Here is a 19054-nt window from a genome sequence, read left to right as displayed (position 1 = left end):
TTTGGATCAATGAAATTTTCTACAGAAGAGCTAATAGAAGGAATACGATCAGGAAATAAACGCCTGATTGCAAAAGCGATTACATTAGTTGAAAGTAAAAAAGCAGAACACAGAACCCAGGCAGAAGAACTTTTAAAGAGTATAATGCCTTTTACCGGAAAATCTGTCCGCGTAGGAATAACCGGAGTTCCCGGTGCCGGAAAATCTACATTTATTGAGAGTTTTGGAAGGCTTGCTATTGCCAATGGCAAAAAAGTAGCAGTTCTGGCCATAGATCCCAGCTCTTCTATTAATAAGGGAAGTATTTTAGGGGATAAAACCAGAATGGAAGAACTGGCCAGAGAAGAAAATGCATTTATCCGGCCTTCCCCAAGTTCCGGTTTTTTAGGAGGTGTTGCGAATACAACATTTGAAACAATGATGATCTGCGAAGCAGCAGGCTATGATTATATTCTGATAGAAACTGTAGGAGTAGGGCAGTCCGAAGTTTTAGTTGCTGATATTACAGATGTATTTTTATTTCTCAAAATTATTGGCGGCGGAGATGAGCTTCAGGGAATCAAACGCGGCATCATGGAAATGGTAGATCTTATTTTCATTAATAAAGTAGATCAGGACAACTTACAGAAAGCCAAAAATACAAGACTGGAGCTGAAACGTGCCTTAGATTTTATTCCACCAAAAGAAAAAAACTGGAAAATTCCTGTATTGCTTGGTTCAGCTTTAAATAATGAGGGGCTTGATGAGGTTTATGGTAAAATTGATGAATTCATCAGCCTTAAAAAGAAAGCTGGCCGCTTTGAAGAGGTTCGTGTACAGCAGGCAGAAAAAAGATTTGAATATTGGGTTCAGGAATATATTCTTGCCCTGATGAAAAAAAGTGATTCTGTAGAAGAAGCTTATCTTATGCACAAAAAAAATGCTTCAGAAATGGTTTCCAATCCAAGTACTGAAGCAAAGTTATTTGTTGAAAAGTTTCTGTCAAAAAAGGATTAGGGCTTAGTTTCCTCCTTTTTATTTTCTTCATTTTTTGAAATATAACCGTCATAGGTGATCGGCTGTCTGTCATTCCCTCTGATGGATACAAAGGTCTTTCCGTTTTTAAAAACTTCTATATACATTTCATCTACGTTTTGAACATCGTTGGGTTTGATTTTTAGAGTCCAGGTGCCTTTTTTATTTTGAGATTTCTGCACTGTAAAATCCTTGGAACTAAATCTGTAGCTGCTGCCATCGCGGTTTCCGAAGGTGGTGTTAAATGTTCTTCCAAAATAAGGCAGAACAACCTCCATGGTATTCTGATGCATTTCGATGGTATAATTTCCGTTCAGGTCAAGCATTCTTGATGCAGTGGAATTCGGCATGGAATTCATAATCCTGATCACATCATAGCTGGTGGTGTTGGCACGCTGTGCATGGAATGTGAAATCCTGGGAATTTACCAGAGCATCTACTGTTTTTGGATCTGCTGAAGCCTGTGAAGAACAGCTTTGAAAGAAAAATAGAAATCCAAAAATAAATATAAGTGAAATATACTTTTTCATAACCATAATTATTGTTAATTTTAAATAGCAAAATGTATGCAAATATATTCCTTCTTCACCATTTTGGAATAGAAATTGTAAATGTTGAATTATTAACCACTCGAACAATGAAAATAACACAACTATTAGGAATAGGAGCTATTGCTCTGACAGTTTCAGCTTGTACAACCAACCCGATTACGGGAAGGTCTTCGTTACAGATCGCCAATAATTCAGAAATATTAACAATGTCTGCACAGGAATATAAAACGACATTGTCTAAATCTAAGATCATCACCGGTACCGCAGATGCTAAAAGAGTAGTGAGTGTTGGAAGCAGGATAAAAAGTGCTGCGGAAAAATATTATCAGAACATCGGAAGGTCAGCAGATCTGGCGAATTACAACTGGGAATTCAATCTGTTACAGAGTAATGAACTGAATGCATGGTGTATGCCCGGTGGGAAAGTTGCCGTATATACAGGAATTCTGCCGGTGACAAAAAATGATAATGGTCTTGCAGTAGTAATGGGACACGAGGTTTCCCATGCGTTGGCAGGTCACGGAAATGAAAGAATTTCTCAGGCGATGATGGCCCAGTATGGAGGAGCTATTTTAGGAAGTACAATTTCCAATGCACAGTGGGCAAGTATTTTTGAAAAGGCGTATCCTATCGGATCACAGGTTGCCTTATTGAAATATGGAAGAAGCCAGGAATCTGAGGCAGACCAGATGGGATTATACCTGATGTCTATGGCAGGATATGACCCAAGAGAAGCAGTACCATTCTGGAACAGAATGGAAGCAGCCTCTTCAGGAGCGAGACAACCGGAATTCCTTTCTACCCACCCGAATCCGGAAACCAGAATATCCGATATCAATAAAAACCTTCCGAAAGCTTTAGAATATTATAAAGCTGCCGGAGGAAAGATATAATTTGAATTTTTAATCTTGTATAAAGCCTTATTTTATTTTTTCGTAAATTAGTAAGGCTTTTTTACTACAACCACTAAACACGATATTATGAAGAGCTTATCAATTACCGGGCTTATACTGCTTGCGGTTTCAGCACTGCTTTTTTACCTTACAACGGATTTTACCGTTGAAAAAATTACTCTCTCTCATATGATGGGAATGATGGCTGGTGTAGGAATCGGGCTGATCATTGGAGGAATGGTAGGTTATATGAGTAAAGGAAGTGCTCTTAAAGCTGAGCAGAAAAAAAAGGAATTTAAACAGCTGCAGAAGGATAAAGAAGAATTGGAAAAACAGGCGGCTGAGATTGCCAAACGCGAAGCAGAACTTCAGGAACAGAATAAAAGCCCTCAAATCTAAGATTTAGAGGGCTTTTTTATAGTTGTTATTTCGATTGATTTAAAACTTATATCCTAAACCTACCATAAATAGGTTAGGCCTGTTATCATATCTGATTTCTGATCCTGAAACTTTATTGATGAAGTTTCTCTCATCCTTACTGAAAGCCCCTTCATATCTAGCATTCACAATCAGTTTTTTAATTTCCAGCTGGGCTCCGAACTGGTAACCTACTGTAAAATTATTTTTGGCGTTTTCTTTAAAATCATTGTATGTATTATCCGTACTCAAATTATAGCTTGCCACTGGCCCTACGAAAACCCCCAGCATATTTCCTAATACATTATACCCTACAAGAACCGGCATATCAATACGGTTGCTTTTTACATCGAAAGTAGTATTCTCGGTAGTAAATTCATTTTTGAAGTGAGTATAATATAGTTCCGGCATTACAAAAAGTGAAGTTGGAAGTCCTACTTTTAATGAAAGTCCTACATTGAAACCTGCATTGTTTTTTCCTGTTCCGTCAATCGCATCATTTACCGTTCCCTTGATATTTTTCCATGAAGGAGAACCTGTCGGGAATATTAAGTTGGCTTTACCTGCCAGTGAGATCTGTGCAGTAGCCAACATAGAGAACCCGATTAATGCTATACTAAGTACCTTTTTCATTATCGTCTATTTTTGTGATTGTATTTTCAATCGTTTTATTATTTTCAAGTAGATATTCTCTCAATTCTTTAAACAGTTCTGAAGAATAAACGAAGTCAATAAGATTTTTATTGCCTGCGGTGATAAGAACATCCTTATTTCCTTCCCATTCTTTAATTCCCAGTCTCAGGTATACAATTTTTTCACCAATTGTCATTACCGAATTCATATCGTGGGTATTGATGATGGTTGTGGTGTTGTATTCCTTTGTAATTTCGAGAAGAAGGTCATCAATAATATTGGAGGTGTAAGGGTCAAGTCCCGAGTTCGGTTCATCACAGAACAGATATTTCGGGTTGTTCACGATGGCTCTTGCAATGGCCACACGCTTCTGCATTCCCCCGGAAATCTCAGACGGAAATTTTCTGCCCGCTTTATCAAGGTGTACCCTGCCTATCACTTCAAAAACCCTTTTCTTTTTTTCCCGGAATGTAAGGTTTGTAAACATATCCAGCGGAAACATGATATTCTCTTCCACCGTTAGCGAGTCGAAAAGTGCACTGCCCTGAAATACGGTCCCGATTTCCGAACGCAGATGCTGTTTCTGGTCTCTGGTCATCGTATTGATATCCGTACCATCAAAAAGAATTTCTCCTGATGAGGGCTGATATACATTCAGTAAACTTTTCAGGAAAACAGTTTTTCCCGAGCCGCTCTGCCCGATGATCAGGTTTACCTTTCCTTTGTCAAAAGAAGTTGAAATTCCCTTAAGTACTTCAACATCGCCAAAACTCTTCTTAAGATCTTTTACCTCAATCATCAGCTTAATATTAATTGGGTTAAAATTAATTCGGAAATGATAATAAATACCATTGTCCATACCACCGCCTGGGTGCTTGCTCTACCTACTTCCAGTGATCCTCCTTTTACGTTATACCCGAAATAGGAAGGGACCGTAGCAATGATAAAAGCAAATACAGTAGTTTTGATAAATGCATAATACACGAATAAGTTCGGCATATACATCTGAATCCCTACTATATAATCATTCTCAGTCCAGTTCCCGGTAAGCATACCTGCCAGATGGCCTCCACCGATACCGAATACGATACTGATGGCAATAAGAATAGGGTTGAAAATAACGCAGGCGAAAATTTTTGGAAGTATCAGAAAGTTGGGCGAATTCACCCCCATAATGTCCAATGCGTCAATCTGCTCGGAAACCCTCATGGTTCCTATACTGGATGCAATATAAGATCCTACTTTACCCGCCAGGATAAGACTGATAATGGTGGGCGAAAATTCCAGAACCAAAACTGCTTTCGTAGCATAACCCACGAAGGAAGGCGGAATCGGGAAAGAAGAAGAATCAAAATTATTGAACATCTGGATAGCAACTACTGCTCCCACAAATATAGAAGTGAAGATCACAAGCCCAAAAGAATTGACTCCGAGATCATTAATTTCTCTCATGAACAGCTTCCAGAAAACCCTCATTTTCTGAGGCTTCTGTAAGGATTTACCTAGCAGGATAATGTATTCTCCTACAGCTGTGAAAAACTTTTTTAACATGCTGCTAAATTAGACTTTTTTTATTTAATTAAAGTTAAGAATGAGTTTAAGGTCTGAACGATATTGAACCTCAGAACCCACTGGGTTTTCTCAATCTGTTCCTTAGTATGTTTAACTTATTTCGCGTTTTTATCTCCGCCGATAACCAGGAAAACTGTCTTGAAAATGATCACCAGGTCCAAAACAAAGCTCCAGTTTCGCACATAAAAAGCATCGGCAAGAATTCTTTTTTTCATTTCTATTTCCACATCTCCATAGTCTCCCCGCAGACCACTTACCTGAGCTAGACCGGTAATACCCGGACTTACCATGCTTCTCAAACTGTATCTCCCGATTTTAGGTTTGTAATAATTGTCAACAGCCAGCATATGAGGGCGTGGCCCTACAACAGACATGTCTCCTTTCAATACATTAATGAATTGTGGAAGTTCGTCAAGGCTGGTCTTTCTCAGAAATTTTCCGATACTGGTGATTCTGGAATCATTTTCTTCTGTAGTTTTAATGGCAGACTGATCGTTTACAACCATTGTTCTGAATTTAAGACAATCAAATACTTCTTCGTGAAAACCATATCTTTTCTGAACAAAAAAAACAGGCCCTTTTGAAGTTGCTTTTATGAAAAGAGCAACAATCGGGAATAACCATGAACAGATAAAAAGCAATATGATAATGGAAAATGCCATGTCAAAAGTTCTTTTTACCAGATAATTAGCATAATAGTCTAAAGGATATTTTGCCTGATTAAGAATAGGCTGCGTCTGAATATAGCCTAAGTCATAAAGGAAAAAATCACTTTGGGTAATACTCGGTATCAGGGATACGTGTACTTTATTGTCCTCTGCCAGCCGGAAGATCTGTGTTTCCTCTTGTTCGCTGAAGTTATTTTCTGTTGATAAAAACAGGGTGTGAATACCATTTTTTTTCCAAAAGTTCACTAGGTCTAAGTCATTGATATCGGATTTTTCATATTCAAAGATTTTATATCCGTAATCTTTCCTGTTTTGAAATATATTCTTTAAAATGTCTGTAGCATCTGTTTCTCCCAAAAACATAACGTTCCTGTAGTTGATCCCCAAAGAACGAAAATATTTGATAGAAAAGAATATAATAGACTTCGTAAAGAAAATACAGAAAAAAAGGTAAAATGAAAGCCAGTAAATATCCGAAGTGAAAAATACATTTTTACTTACTTTTCCAATCAGCAGAACACCCAGTATAAAAAATAAAAAGTGTACCAGAAGACGTTCCAGAAACAAGGTGTATGTGAGGTTTCTCGGGATATTGTAAATTTTTGTCCTGCCACTCAGCAGTATCCAGAACAAAAATAGCAGTATCAGAGAGAAAATATTCTGATACCAGGTTTCCTCATGATACTTTAAATCTTCGTTTCTGCTGATAAAAAAGAATATAAAAATAGATGCAATAACCAGAAGGTCAAGCAAAATGATGATCGATTTCAGGTATCTAGAGTATCGAATTCTCTGCATCTATCGGTGTTATAACGGATACGAAGGGCTAAGTTACGTATTTTTACGGGATATTCAGATATTTGTGAGTCTGAACAGAAGCCTGCCATTCCGGATGTGCCAGAATAAAATCAGTGATCTTAGGATACATTTCATCACGCCGGCTCCATTCACTTTGCATATAAAGCCTGCAATTTTCTGAAACCTGGGCAGCCTGTTCCTGTGCAAAAGTAAAATCATGATTATTGAAAATGATGACTTTAAGCTCATTGGCTTTCTGGTAGATCTCTTCTTTCGGAAGACCTGTCTTCTTTGGGGAAAGTGTGATCCAGTCCAGCTGTCCGCTCATCGGGTAAGCTCCTGAAGTTTCAATATGGATGCTGCATCCCAGTTCTTTTAATTTGGAGGTAAGAATATCCAGGTTCCACATTAGAGGCTCTCCGCCGGTAAGAACAATTGTTTTACAATGTTTTGCAGCTGTTTCTGCAATTTCTTCCGCATTCATCAATGGGTGAAGGTTGGGATCCCAGCTTTCTTTCACATCACACCAATGGCAACCCACATCACAGCCTCCCAGTCTGATAAAATAGGCGGCTTTTCCGGTGTGTGCCCCTTCTCCCTGTAAAGTGTAAAAATGCTCCATCACAGGGAGCATTTTACCTTCTTTTAATAAAATATCTTGTTCTTTATTCATTTTAAATTAGTCGTTATAAACCGATGTTTTATAAGCGATGATGGTATTCTTCATCAGCATAGCTCTTGTCATTGGTCCTACTCCTCCGGGTACCGGTGTGATCCAGCCTGCTTTAGCGGCACAGCTGTCAAAATCTACGTCACCTGCCAGATAATATCCCTTTGGAGAATCATCATCTACTCTTGTAATTCCTACGTCAACAATTACAGCTCCGTCTTTGATCATTTCTCCTTTAAGGAAATGAGGGTCTCCTAAAGCTGTAATAACAATATCAGCTTTTTTCGTGTATTCTTCAATGTCTTTAGTATAAGAGTGAGTAAGGGTTACCGTAGAGTTTCCAGGGAAATCTTTTCTTCCCATAAGGATGCTCATAGGTCTTCCTACAATTTTACTTCTTCCGATGATTACACAGTCTTTCCCTTTGGTTTCGATGTTATATCTTTCCAGAAGCGTTAAAATTCCGAAAGGGGTAGCAGGAAGGAAGGTATCCATTTCCAGTGCCATTTTTCCGAAGTTTTCAGGGTGGAAGCCATCTACATCTTTTCTTGGATCAATGGCATTAATGATTTTCTCCTGGTCAACCTGATCCGGTAAAGGCAGCTGAACGATGAATCCGTCAACTGCTTTAGACTTATTCAGTTCATCAATTTTTTCCAGTAATTCAGATTCAGAAACTGTACTTGGAAATTTAATTAAGCTTGATTGAAAGCCCACTTCTTCACAGTCTTTCACTTTAGCATTCACATAGGCTTTACTTGCCCCGTTATTTCCAACAAGAATAGCTACCAGATGCGGTGCTCTTCTTTTTGACGCTAGAATCTTTTCTACTTCAGCCTTGATCTCTGCTTTTATTTCTTTGGATACTTTTAATCCGTCAAGAATTTCTGCCATTTTTACTTTTTTTACTTTATTTAGATTTATTGAATACAATGGTATGCTGAAGCCAGCTGATTCTATTTATTCTCTTTATAATAATTGATCAGCCCGTTTGTAGAACTGTCGTGAGAACTTACGGCTTCATTATTTTCAAGTTCCGGAAGAATTTTATTGGCTAATACCTTTCCTAATTCTACCCCGAACTGGTCAAAGCTGAAAATGTTCCAGATTACCCCCTGAACGAAAATTTTATGCTCATACATCGCAATTAACTGTCCTAATGTGAGAGGGGTTAATTCTTTGAATAATATGGAGTTAGTTGGAGTGTTTCCGTGGAAGACCTTATAGTTTAACAGCCTGTCTGTTTCTTCTTCAGATTTACCGGAATTTCTCAGTTCTTCTTCTGCTTCCTCTTCCGTTTTTCCGAAGGCAAGTGCTTCAGTCTGAGCAAAAAAGTTGGCGAGTAATTTATCCTGGTGATCAGAAACTTTATTAGGACTCTTTGCATACGCGATGAAATCTGCAGGAATCAATTCTGTTCCCTGATGGATCAATTGATAGAAAGCATGCTGTCCATTGGTTCCGGGTTCACCCCAGATAATAGGTCCTGTTTCATATTCTACAAATTCACCGTTTCTGTCTACACATTTTCCGTTACTTTCCATATCGCCTTGCTGAAGATAAGCAGCGAATCTGTCCAGATATTGAGAGTAAGGAAGAATAGCATAGCTCGTGGCTGCGTAAAAATTACGGTACCAGATTCCTAAAAGTCCCATTAAAACAGGAACATTTTCTGAGAAGTCAGCCGTCTGAAAATGCTGGTCGGTATCAAATGCTCCTCTTAAAAGCTGTTCAAAATTGTCGTAGCCTACTGCCAGAACAATACTCAAGCCAATAGCGCTCCAAAGGGAATATCTTCCGCCAACCCAATCCCAGAATTCAAAAATATTTTCTTCTGCAATCCCGAACTTTTTAACTTCCTGGATATTAGTGGATAAAGCAACAAAATGTTTTGCTACGTCTTCTTCTTTTCCTGCCTTTAAGAACCAGTTTTTGGCTGAATAGGCATTGGTCATCGTCTCCTGGGTAGTAAAGGTCTTGGAAGCGATGATGAATAATGTGGTTTCCGGATTCAGGTTTTTAACAGTCTCAGCAATATGATTGCCATCTACGTTGGAAACAAAATGAACGTTCAGTCTTGTTTTAAAATGTTTTAAAGCAGAACATACCATCACCGGGCCAAGATCAGATCCTCCGATTCCGATATTGACAACATCTGTGATTTCTTTTCCGCTGAAACCTTTATGCGCTCCGGAAATAATATGTTCCGAGAATGCCTTCATATGATCAAGAACTTTTCTGATCTGAGGCTTTATATTTTCACCGTCTACAAGAATTTCCTTATCTGAAAAATCCCTTAAAGCAGTGTGTAAAACCGCCCTTCCTTCCGTTTCGTTAATTTTCTCTCCCGAAAACATCTTGGAAATGGCATCTTCTAACTGACAGTCTTCAGCAAGTTTTAATAAAAGAGCTTTCGTTCTTGAATCGATCAGGTTTTTGGAATAATCAAAAAGAAAATCATTTCTTTGGATGGAAAATTCATTAAAACGATTCGGGTTATACTGAAAAAGGCTTCTCAGGTCGAAATCATTTCCCGCGAAATGTTCATCAAGAGCTTTCCAGCTGTCAGTGTGTATAGGGTTTATTTTTGATAGCATAGGGTAAGAATTATGTGAGTCAGAAAATGAAAAGAACCGTCAAAAAAAAGATCAGAATTCTTATCATTTTATTTCCGATCTGCAAATTTAAGGAAAAATAAAACCTCAATTAAATTTGAGGATGATAAATAACATTTTTTTAAAAAAGAAACCCCGGAATTTGGTCCGGGGATTTCATGGTTATTGGTTTCTGTAAGATTTTAGCTTTATTCGTCCATATCATCAAGAATCTTTTCCAGCTGTTTGGCATTACGTCCATAAACGTACTTCGTCCATAAGACAATGCTTGTAACGAGTCCAAGTGTTCCGATAAGCACAGCCAGAATTAAAGCCTGTTGGTATCCTTCCGAAAGTCCGCTCAGTGATTTTCCCTTTTCTTCAAGAGTATTGTAGATCACTAGCCCGATAGTAATTAAAAAATGCGGAAGGAGCAGAAATCCGAAAGACTGATACCTTTCCATATTGAGACGGAGCTCATGATAGATTTTCCAAAGACTGTTTTTCGTGTTACCGGTATAAATACCGGTTTGTTTATAAAATTGATAAAATCCGAACAGATAATAGCAGGATATGACTGCCATCATTACATACGATGTGTAATAAATAACATACTGAGAGGAAGGAAACTTAAACTGTAAAGGAAAAAACGCAATCAGAATAACAGCGAGTATCTGTGCGGGAAATTCCTTTTTCATGCTTTTCCGGATCCTTTCAATAGGGTGTTTGCTTTCTTTTAACTGTTCTATAGTGTCCGGAATATGAACATTGCTTTCTTCATTATTCCATTGTTCTTTTAATTGATCAAAATTCATAACCTGTTTTTTTTATGATTTGTTGTATTTTTTCTTTTGTTCTGTTGAGTTTTACACGGGCATTACCTTCACTGAGACCCAGATTGCTTCCGATTTCTTTATGGGACATTCCTTCCATGAAATAGAAGATCACGGCTTTCTCTAAAGGATTGAGTTTCTGAACGGCATTGTAAAAAATTTCCAGCTGCTTATCTTTTGCAGGGTTGTAATCTTCACTCTGTACTTCAAAATGTTCAGGAGCATCAGTTTGGTTCTGGGTTCTTTTCTTCTCCTTTTTCAGATAAGTAATCGCTGTATTGATGGCAACACGATACATCCAGGTGGAAAATTCGCTGTCTCCTTTGAAAGTCTGGAAAGATTTCCATAGCTGGATGAGAATCTCCTGCTGAAGATCTTCCCGATCTTCTGTAGAGTCAGCATAGATTCGGGAGGCTTTGTATAAAATGCCTTTGTGCTGATTGACTAGCTTTAAAAACGTAGCTTCAGTTTGACTGCTCACGATAATTTCATGGTTTGGGTTATATTATAGATCTGATACAGGCTTTACAGTATATCCCTTTGCTCTGAGCAATTTAATGATTCCATGATCTCCCATAAGGTGAGCACCGCCTACAGCGAAAAGATTACTTTCTTTTTTCATCATGTCCGGCATTTTTTCTGCCCAGTTTTTATTTCGGTCAGTAAGCATTGCTTTTTCTTGTTTATCGTTCATAAATTTATCATTTTTAAACAGAGTGTAAACCGATTGTACATCTTCTTTTTTGAACGCCTCCACCATGTCTTTAAGAAGACTTTCATATTCTTTGCCCATTTTCAGCTGTTTGATGACTTCTTTCAGATCATACGCTTTGTTGATAGAGGTTAGCTGGTCTTCCACTTTTTCAAGTCCGCCAATGCTCTTTTTGCTTTTAAGGGCCGCCTGTAAAAGCTCTATTTCATAAGATTTTATTTCAGTCTGCGGACATGGAACAGCTTTCATTGAGATCAGAGCGTAGAGCGCCTGAGAGGAAGAATTGTCCATATTTTTCAGATTGGTTCCATAATCAGCAAGAATTTTATCCAGTTCTTTTGCTTCATTTGTCGTAAGCTGGTCAGTCAATTTTTTGTCGGTTTGGAACATTCCCTGCAATGCTGTCATTTCTGAGGGATCTGTATAATTGATTTCCATCACAAAGCGGTCTGTTTTTTCAAGAGCTTTTGTCACTTTCGGTTTTATTTCAAAATCCTTACTGCACATAATATGGCAGGTTCCGGTAATATAAGAAGGTTTTGAAAGGCCATTTCCTGTTACTTCCCAGAGAACACTGTTTTCGTTGGTCTGTTTTTTACCTTGTGCGCCGGCTGTTATAAAAGTCATTAATGTTAATGCTGCGAATCCAAGTTTTACTAAATTTTTCATGATATTATTTTTTTTGATTTTCTGTTCTTTTAAACAGTAGGTAATAGTACTTGGAAAGTCGTTACAGTTTTTTTTGAAAAAAAATAAAACCTCCTTAAAAAAGGAGGTCTGTAAAATCTAAAATTATGATGATAACCAATTGGTTAGGGTAGTTTTTAGGATTCTGAAATTTTTGGCTGTTCAGGTTTTATTGTTTTTCTTTTTCTTAAAAAATAAATCACGGCAGCTATGATCAAGACAAACGGCCAGGCAGTAATAAGACCCACTGTAATCTTCTGAATCAGATAAAAGCCTTCTACAAAAGCATTTTTTGCATCATATATAAAATTGAATTTATACTTATTATCAATATTGGTTATATTGGTAACGGCAATCTCAGCAATGCGCAGTTGGGGCTCTTTAATGTAGAGGTCAATGGTGCTGTATTGAAGATCGTTTCCGGTGTTCATATTGGCCAGCTTCTGAAGATTTCCCTCCGACATATTCTGATCATCCAGCTCTACTTTATCTTTTGTCGCTTTGAGTTTACTGATGTTATCGCCTGTCTTTTTGATTCTTGTACCTTCCATTTCAGCATATTTGATATCGAAGGTCACATCTTCCGCATGAATGATTCTTGAATTAAGAAATAATTTTTTATCATTAACCAACGCTAAAAATTCACCAAGCTTTTCAGCCGGAACACGAACCTGCATCGTATTTTCTGTCTGGTATTTTTTTATAAGCATTGCTTCTTCTCCGGAAGTATTGTAGGTGTTTTCAGAAACTACATTGCTGGTAAGATTGCTGTGGGTCACGAAACCTCCCAGTTCCTGAACTGATTTTTCAATGGAAACCGTTGCTTCATAAACATCTTTTACTTCCATATTTACATCTGCAGTTTTAATGAACTGCTTATCCTTTACATGGGTGGAAGCGGCAGAAGATATACTGTCTGTGATAGGTACTGCAGCAGAATCTGTCGTTTCGTATGCTTTTATTTCAGAGGCGGAAGCTTCTCCTTTTTTACATGAAAAAGTTCCTAATAAAAGAACAGCAGATAGTGATAGTTTAAGGTACGTCGTTTTCATAGCGTTGATATTTAAGGTTTTGTGTATCCCAAAGTTCAGACAGGATCTTTTGTAACCTTTGAAAATCCAGCGTAAAAAACTTGTAAAGAGAAATTCTGTTTTAATGGATTGTAAATGAGTGTTTTGTAAAATATTTATGAACGGTTGGCTTTGTTTTCGGAGTAATTTTTGCTTATCTTTTACAAATCAATCCCACAAATCATTACTATGTCAAATACTTTTTCCAAAATCAGAAATGTAATAGAATTATTCAGATCCATAGATTTTGAACAATTGGGCTCTATTTCTCAAAAAGTAGATCTTCCGAAACTGATGCATAATTTCTCTAAGCTGGATGATAAACAGCTGCACGGATTAATGAAAATGCTGGACCCGGATAAAAAAAAGAAAGAGCTTCCGCCCATAGATGGTGATTTTTACGATATTTATCATACCCTGACACCGGAACAACGGGAAATCCAGCTTAAAGTAAGAACATTCATGGAAAAAGAAGTAAAACCTCTGGTCAACCATTACTGGCTCAGAGACGAATTTCCTTTCGAATTGATCCCGAAATTTCAGAAGCTTAACATTTGCGGAGTAACTTATGAAGGATACGGCTGTCCGGGAATGCCATTTCTGATGGAAGGGGTTATTGCGATGGAAATGGCTAGGATAGATGCCTCCATAGCTACCTTCTTTGGAGTGCAGTCCGGTCTGGCAATGGGTTCTATTTATATTTGCGGATCAGAAGAACAGAAACAGAAATGGCTGCCACAGATGCAGAAGTTTGAGAAGATCGGTGCTTTTGGTCTTACAGAACCTGAAGTAGGATCCGGAGCTGCCGGCGGATTGACGGTAACCTGTAAAAAAACACCCGAAGGCTGGATTCTTAACGGCCAGAAAAAATGGATCGGAAATGCCACATTCGCCGATGTAATCATTATCTGGGCCAGAGATCTGGATAGCGGTGAAGTGAAAGGCTTTATTGTTGAAAAAGATAATCCCGGATATTCCGTTGAGAAAATCAAAGGAAAAATGGCTCTGAGAATCGTCCAAAATGGACTGATTACGCTGAAAGACTGTCTGGTTACTGAAGAAAACCGGCTGCAGCATGCAGATTCATTCAAAGATACCGGAAAGGTTCTGCGGATGACCAGAGCCGGAGTTGCATGGATGGCTACCGGATGTGCAAGAGGAGCCTATGAAAGCGCATTGGATTATACGCGGAAAAGAGAGCAGTTCGGAAAACCTATAGCCTCATTTCAAATGATTCAGGGGCACCTGGTGGAGATGCTTTCTAATCTTACCGCAATGCAGACTATGGTTTTCAGACTTTCCGAAATGCAGGATGAAGGCATATTAAAAGATGAGCATGCTTCACTGGCCAAAGTTTTCTGTACGCTAAGAACCCGGGATATTGTTTCCAGAGCAAGAGAGGTAATGGGAGGGAACGGTATTTTACTGGAATATGATGTCGCACGGTTTGTGGCAGATGCAGAAGCCATCTACTCTTATGAAGGAACAAAAGAGATCAATTCCCTGATCGTGGGAAGATCAATCACGGGATTCAGTGCATTTATTTGAAATAGGTGATAGGAAGTAGAAGATAGGTTGCAGGTATTAAGCTGCGTTGTTGTAGTCTGGTACCTGCTAACTAACTAAGTTTTTATACTTCTCTTTATTGTCAATAATCATCCAGATATTGATTAGAGAAAGAACAACAGCCATGATGATACCTACCTGGCTTGGATCTCTGTATACATTTTGCAGAACAATTCCAACCATTACAGGGAGAATTACAATAGCACCCAATGCTCTGGTTTTGGGGAAGATGAATAATATACCGCCAATGATCTCTACAATACCTACTAATGGAAACAGCCAGCCGATTTCATTGAATGCAGCGTAAATTTTCAACTGTTCGTCAGTCATTTTAGGCATGGGTGAATATTGAAAAAACTTGTTCAACCCTGCATTAATAAACATAAGACCGAACAACAGGCAAATAATAAACTTTACGATTTTCATGATTGATGATTTTATATCAAATGTAAAATAAAAACATCATATTTTTATTAATTTATGAATAAAAACACATTGTTCGTGTAAAATTAAAGTTCGGTCTTCAAAATTCTGAATTGAAGAAAGTATTGCTCATCACCCATCGCCAATTACCCATTACTCATTGCCCATCCATCAGTCCATTTCCTTCAACGTAATATTCTTGGAGATTTTGTAGCTCTTTTTCTTTTTATTGGGCTTTTCTTCCTCTCCAAGCAATTTTCCCCAAGGCTTCAGCCCTTCCACTCTTTCAAAAATAATTTTAATGATCGCGATAGCCGGGATACACAGGAACATTCCTGCAATCCCCCAAAGGTGTTCGCCCAAAATAATTCCGATGAAAGAAAATAAAGCGTTGATCTTTACTTTAGAGCCTACTACGAAAGGTAAAACAATATTTCCGTCAACAATATGCACGGCAATATATCCAATGGCGACATAAATGCATGTAGAAGGTGTGCCGGTTGCAAAAGCAATAAAGCAAGAGATTAATAATGATATACAAATGCCCAGATAGGGGATTACATTCAATAAACCTGTCAGTACAGCCAGAAGAACGGCATATTTTACCCCTAAAACAGTAAGAACAATAGAAGTGAGTATTGAAACAATTAAAACCTGCAGACAGAGTCCGAAAATATATTTTTTCGTCATTACACGGATCTCAGTGACAACCTCCTGTACGCTGGATTTATGTTTCTCATTAAACACAGTCACAATAAAATTATTCAGAATCCTTCTGTAATTTAAGATAAAGATGAAAAACAGGGTAAAGAATACAATGAACCCGAATCCGGAAGAAAATATTCCGAAAGTAAAGCCGAGAATCACACCCGAAGAAGAAAGCAGTTTATTCAACCCCTGATTAATGTAATCCAGCTGTTCATCAACTTTTACGTTAAATGTTTTAGAAACCCAGTGCTGCAGGCTGCTGAACACTGTAGTTACCTGATCCCTGAGATGAGGAATATCTTTACTGAAATCAGAAAGCTGTGATCCGAAAAAATAAATAAGCCCCGATAAAATCGCCAGCATGATAAATACTGAGGTCATAGTGGATACAGATCTTGGAAACCTTAATCTTCTCTCCATAAAAGTAGCAGCCGGAAGAAAGAGCATGGCCATTAAAAAAGCCAGAAAGAAGGGTGCTAAAATGCTTTGTCCCAGTGCAAGCAGATAGCCAAGTCCGATGATGGAAATAACAACAAGCGTGAGATTGACGAGGAATGGAAGTCTGAGAAAGTTCATAATTTTTCAAATCTGTAGGATAAAAATAAGAAAACCTGTCGAATTGAAAGTTCATTTTAGTTTAATTAACATATTTCTTTTCTAAAGTGAAATATAAAAGACTGGTCGTGTGGTACCTTTATTTTGGTAGGTTTTAAGAATAATGAAATGAATGTTTACAATAAAAAAACGCATCCCAAAAATATGAGACACGTTTCCTTATTGAGAGTTGATATGTTATAAATTAATTTTCGATCGCAATATCAATGACTTCCTCCATTCTGTTTACATAATGTACAGTAAGGTTTTTCAGATAATCCTTTTTGATTTCTTCCACATCTTTTCTGTTGGCTTCACAAAGAATAACATCCTTGATTCCTGCTCTGGTTGCCGCAAGAAGTTTCTCCTTGATTCCGCCTACCGGAAGAACTTTTCCTCTTAAAGTAATTTCACCAGTCATTGCAAGATGAGGTTTTACTTTTTTGTTTTTAAATGAAGAAACCATTGAGGTCAGCATTGTGATTCCGGCAGAAGGGCCGTCTTTTGGAGTAGCTCCTTCCGGAACATGGACGTGAATATTTTTCTTGTCCAGATCTTCCTGTGGAATGCCTAATTCATCATGTTTGGCTTTGATATATTCTAAAGCAATCGTTGCAGATTCTTTCATAACGGTTCCCAGGTTTCCGGTCATCGTTAATGCTCCTTTTCCGTTACTTAGAATACTTTCAATATAAAGGATATCTCCACCTACGCTGGTCCAGGCAAGCCCTGTTACAACACCGGGAACTCCCGTGATTTCAGATAAGCTTTTTGGTCTTGGGACACCAAGGATTTCATCTACTTTTTCTACTGAAATTTTCGGATCATATTCCTTTGCCAGAGCTGTCTGAAGGGCTGTCCATCTGGCAATAGAAGCAATCCTTTTTTCAAGAGTTCTTACCCCGCTTTCTGAAGTGTGTGCTTCAATAATATGTTTCAGCTCAACATTGCCTAGCTTGAAGGATTTAGCGTCAAGTCCATTTTCTTCCTGCTGTTTTTTGATGAGGTGCCTTTTGGCAATTTCAGTCTTTTCCTCCAGGGTATATCCTGCAATTTCTATAATTTCCGTTCTGTCCAAAAGTGGAGTCTGAATGGTGGAAAGAGAGTTGGCAGTAGCAATAAACATTACTTTAGACAGGTCATATCCCATTTCCAGGAAGTTATCATAGAATGATTTATTTTGTTCAGGGTCAAGGACTTCCAGCAATGCGGAACTTGGGTCTCCGTGAAGCCCCTGCCCAATCTTGTCAATTTCATCCAGTACAATCACCGGATTGGAAGTGCCCGATTTTTTGATGGATTGAAGAATCCTTCCGGCCATCGCTCCGATATAGGTTTTTCTGTGACCGCGGATCTCACTTTCGTCATGAAGCCCACCCAGAGATAATCTTACATATTTTCTTCCTAATGCATCAGCAACCGATTTTCCTAAAGAAGTTTTCCCCACTCCCGGAGGACCTACAAGCAATAGGATAGGAGACTTCATATTGTTTTTTAATTTTAAAACAGCCATATGCTCAAGAATTCTTTTCTTGATGTCTTCCAGTCCGAAGTGAGCTTTGTCTAATATTCTTTCTGCTTTTGCAATATCAAAAACATCTTTTGTATAGGTTTCCCATGGAAGATCTGTAAAGAAATCAAGATAGTTTCTTTGTACATTGTAGTCCGGGGAATTAGGATTCTGACGTTGTAGTCTGTTGATCTCTTTCTGGAAATGTTCTTCCACCTCGTGGTTCCATTTTTTGGCTTTGGCTTTAATGATGAGGTCTTCTACATCACTTTCAGGGCCGCCTCCAAGCTCTTCCTGGATGGTTCTGATCTGTTGGTTCAGAAAATATTCTCTCTGCTGCTTATCAAGATCTTTAGAGGTTTTCTGATGGATCTGATTTCTGAGCTCCAGCTTTCTGAAATCCTCATGCATCATTTCGTAGCACTTATTGGCTCTTTCCATCAGATTTTTTTCTTCAAGAAGTCTTTGCTTCTCAAGGGATGAGAAACTGGCATTGGTGCATATGAAATTCAGAAGATCATCATTGTTGCTGATATTTTTAATAGCAAAATTAGCTGCGTTAGGGATGTTCGGATCCAGTTCTATGATTTTCAGGGCCAGATCTTTGATGTTTTCCAGCAATGCTTCATATTCCTCCTTGTTTTTAGGCCTGGAGTCTTTTAGTTTCGTGATCTCAGCCTTAAAATAAGGGCTTGTATCTACTATCTTCTTTATTTTAAATCTGTGAAATCCCTTTGTAATAGCCGTAATATTGCCTTCAGGAAGTTTAATGATCTTAATGATCTTGGCAAGCGTTCCGGTTTGATAAATATCTTTCTCGTCCGGTTGCTCCAGATCTGAATTTTTCTGGCTTACGATTCCAATGAAATCTCCGTTTTTCTGAGCTTCTTCAAGAAGTTGTATTGATGTTTTTCTTCCGGCTGTGATAGGAATTACCACGTTCGGGAACATCACCATATTTCTTACGGGAAGAATAGGGAATACTTTCTGCTCGGAATTCTTATCCGTCTCCGAAAAGTCTGAAAGATTGATCTCTTCAGCTACAATATCAAACCCATCGCTGATCATTTCCTCTAAACTCATATCTTCAAATTTCGTCATAATTATTTGGGGTGACAAATTGTCATCTTCGTTTTAAATC

At 38.1% G+C, this 19054-nt stretch carries 19 protein-coding genes; 4 read left to right on the top strand and 15 right to left on the bottom strand.

Going from position 1 to position 19054, the window contains the following annotated elements; all coding sequences use genetic code 11:
- Nucleotides 1–9 precede the first annotated feature (9 nt).
- The gene (meaB, locus tag FW768_RS14095) at nucleotides 10–996 is read left to right on the top strand and encodes a methylmalonyl Co-A mutase-associated GTPase MeaB (RefSeq protein ID WP_153396422.1); all 987 of its coding nucleotides are present in this window, start codon (nucleotides 10–12) and stop codon (nucleotides 994–996) included.
- On the opposite strand, the gene FW768_RS14090 is transcribed toward meaB, so the two are convergent.
- The gene (locus FW768_RS14090) at nucleotides 993–1544 is read right to left on the bottom strand and encodes a DUF4251 domain-containing protein (protein WP_153396420.1); all 552 of its coding nucleotides are present in this window, start codon (nucleotides 1542–1544) and stop codon (nucleotides 993–995) included. The genes meaB and FW768_RS14090 overlap by 4 nt on opposite strands.
- A 107-nt stretch (nucleotides 1545–1651) precedes the next feature.
- Between FW768_RS14090 and FW768_RS14085 the strand changes: the two genes are divergently transcribed.
- Together FW768_RS14085 and FW768_RS14080 are read left to right on the top strand one after the other, a co-directional pair.
- On the top strand, nucleotides 1652–2458 hold the full coding sequence (locus tag FW768_RS14085) for a M48 family metallopeptidase (RefSeq protein ID WP_153396418.1): 807 nt from the start codon (nucleotides 1652–1654) through the stop codon (nucleotides 2456–2458).
- An 87-nt stretch (nucleotides 2459–2545) separates the two neighbouring features.
- Nucleotides 2546–2857, top strand: a complete 312-nt coding sequence (locus FW768_RS14080) for a hypothetical protein (RefSeq protein ID WP_153396416.1) — start codon at nucleotides 2546–2548, stop codon at nucleotides 2855–2857.
- Nucleotides 2858–2896: 39 nt separating this feature from the next.
- On the opposite strand, the gene FW768_RS14075 is transcribed toward FW768_RS14080, so the two are convergent.
- The 11 genes from FW768_RS14075 to FW768_RS14025 form a co-directional block, all read right to left on the bottom strand.
- A complete protein-coding gene (locus tag FW768_RS14075) occupies nucleotides 2897–3508 on the bottom strand; it encodes an outer membrane beta-barrel protein (protein WP_153396414.1) in 612 nt (203 codons plus the stop codon).
- Nucleotides 3492–4307: an ABC transporter ATP-binding protein gene (locus FW768_RS14070; RefSeq protein ID WP_034726904.1), complete on the bottom strand. Its 816-nt coding sequence runs from the start codon at nucleotides 4305–4307 to the stop codon at nucleotides 3492–3494. Before FW768_RS14070 ends, FW768_RS14075 begins: the two co-directional genes overlap by 17 nt.
- Nucleotides 4307–5059, bottom strand: a complete 753-nt coding sequence (locus tag FW768_RS14065; RefSeq protein WP_153396412.1) for an MlaE family ABC transporter permease — start codon at nucleotides 5057–5059, stop codon at nucleotides 4307–4309. The genes FW768_RS14070 and FW768_RS14065 overlap by 1 nt, the downstream gene beginning before the upstream one ends.
- Nucleotides 5060–5175: 116 nt before the next feature.
- Nucleotides 5176–6546, bottom strand: a complete 1371-nt coding sequence (locus tag FW768_RS14060; RefSeq protein WP_153396410.1) for an exopolysaccharide biosynthesis polyprenyl glycosylphosphotransferase — start codon at nucleotides 6544–6546, stop codon at nucleotides 5176–5178.
- Between the two features lie 43 nt (nucleotides 6547–6589).
- A complete protein-coding gene (locus FW768_RS14055) occupies nucleotides 6590–7219 on the bottom strand; it encodes a 7-carboxy-7-deazaguanine synthase QueE (protein ID WP_153396408.1) in 630 nt (209 codons plus the stop codon).
- A gap of 6 nt (nucleotides 7220–7225) precedes the next feature.
- Nucleotides 7226–8110, bottom strand: coding sequence for a bifunctional 5,10-methylenetetrahydrofolate dehydrogenase/5,10-methenyltetrahydrofolate cyclohydrolase (locus FW768_RS14050; protein WP_153396406.1), 885 nt, complete (start codon nucleotides 8108–8110; stop codon nucleotides 7226–7228).
- A 62-nt stretch (nucleotides 8111–8172) separates the two neighbouring features.
- Nucleotides 8173–9813: a glucose-6-phosphate isomerase gene (gene pgi, locus FW768_RS14045; RefSeq protein WP_153396404.1), complete on the bottom strand. Its 1641-nt coding sequence runs from the start codon at nucleotides 9811–9813 to the stop codon at nucleotides 8173–8175.
- Between the two features lie 206 nt (nucleotides 9814–10019).
- Nucleotides 10020–10625 carry a hypothetical protein gene (locus FW768_RS14040; RefSeq protein ID WP_153396402.1) on the bottom strand — a complete coding sequence of 202 codons (606 nt, stop codon included), beginning with the start codon at nucleotides 10623–10625 and terminating at the stop codon, nucleotides 10020–10022.
- Nucleotides 10615–11124, bottom strand: coding sequence for an RNA polymerase sigma factor (locus tag FW768_RS14035; protein ID WP_153396400.1), 510 nt, complete (start codon nucleotides 11122–11124; stop codon nucleotides 10615–10617). Before FW768_RS14035 ends, FW768_RS14040 begins: the two co-directional genes overlap by 11 nt.
- A gap of 24 nt (nucleotides 11125–11148) precedes the next feature.
- A complete protein-coding gene (locus FW768_RS14030; RefSeq protein ID WP_153396398.1) occupies nucleotides 11149–12024 on the bottom strand; it encodes a TraB/GumN family protein in 876 nt (291 codons plus the stop codon).
- Nucleotides 12025–12179: 155 nt separating this feature from the next.
- On the bottom strand, nucleotides 12180–13094 hold the full coding sequence (locus tag FW768_RS14025) for a DUF4349 domain-containing protein (protein WP_153396396.1): 915 nt from the start codon (nucleotides 13092–13094) through the stop codon (nucleotides 12180–12182).
- Between the two features lie 207 nt (nucleotides 13095–13301).
- Here FW768_RS14025 and FW768_RS14020 point away from each other — a divergent pair, with 207 nt between their 5' ends.
- Complete coding sequence (locus tag FW768_RS14020; RefSeq protein WP_153396394.1) at nucleotides 13302–14660, top strand: acyl-CoA dehydrogenase family protein; 1359 nt, start codon at nucleotides 13302–13304, stop codon at nucleotides 14658–14660.
- Nucleotides 14661–14726: 66 nt separating this feature from the next.
- Here FW768_RS14020 and FW768_RS14015 read toward each other — a convergent pair whose 3' ends face one another.
- The 3 genes from FW768_RS14015 to lon all read right to left on the bottom strand — a co-directional run bounded on the left by FW768_RS14015 (nucleotide 14727) and on the right by lon (nucleotide 19014).
- Nucleotides 14727–15104: a DoxX family protein gene (locus FW768_RS14015; RefSeq protein WP_153396392.1), complete on the bottom strand. Its 378-nt coding sequence runs from the start codon at nucleotides 15102–15104 to the stop codon at nucleotides 14727–14729.
- A gap of 168 nt (nucleotides 15105–15272) precedes the next feature.
- Nucleotides 15273–16385, bottom strand: a complete 1113-nt coding sequence (locus FW768_RS14010) for an AI-2E family transporter (RefSeq protein ID WP_153396390.1) — start codon at nucleotides 16383–16385, stop codon at nucleotides 15273–15275.
- 223 nt (nucleotides 16386–16608) lie between these two features.
- A complete protein-coding gene (gene lon / locus FW768_RS14005) occupies nucleotides 16609–19014 on the bottom strand; it encodes an endopeptidase La (RefSeq protein WP_153396388.1) in 2406 nt (801 codons plus the stop codon).
- Nucleotides 19015–19054 lie beyond the last annotated feature (40 nt).

The organism is Chryseobacterium vaccae, assembly GCF_009602705.1.
Lineage (GTDB): Bacteria > Bacteroidota > Bacteroidia > Flavobacteriales > Weeksellaceae > Chryseobacterium > Chryseobacterium vaccae.
Note: the sequence above shows the minus strand (reverse complement) of the source record. Positions and strands in the feature narration are given on the sequence as shown.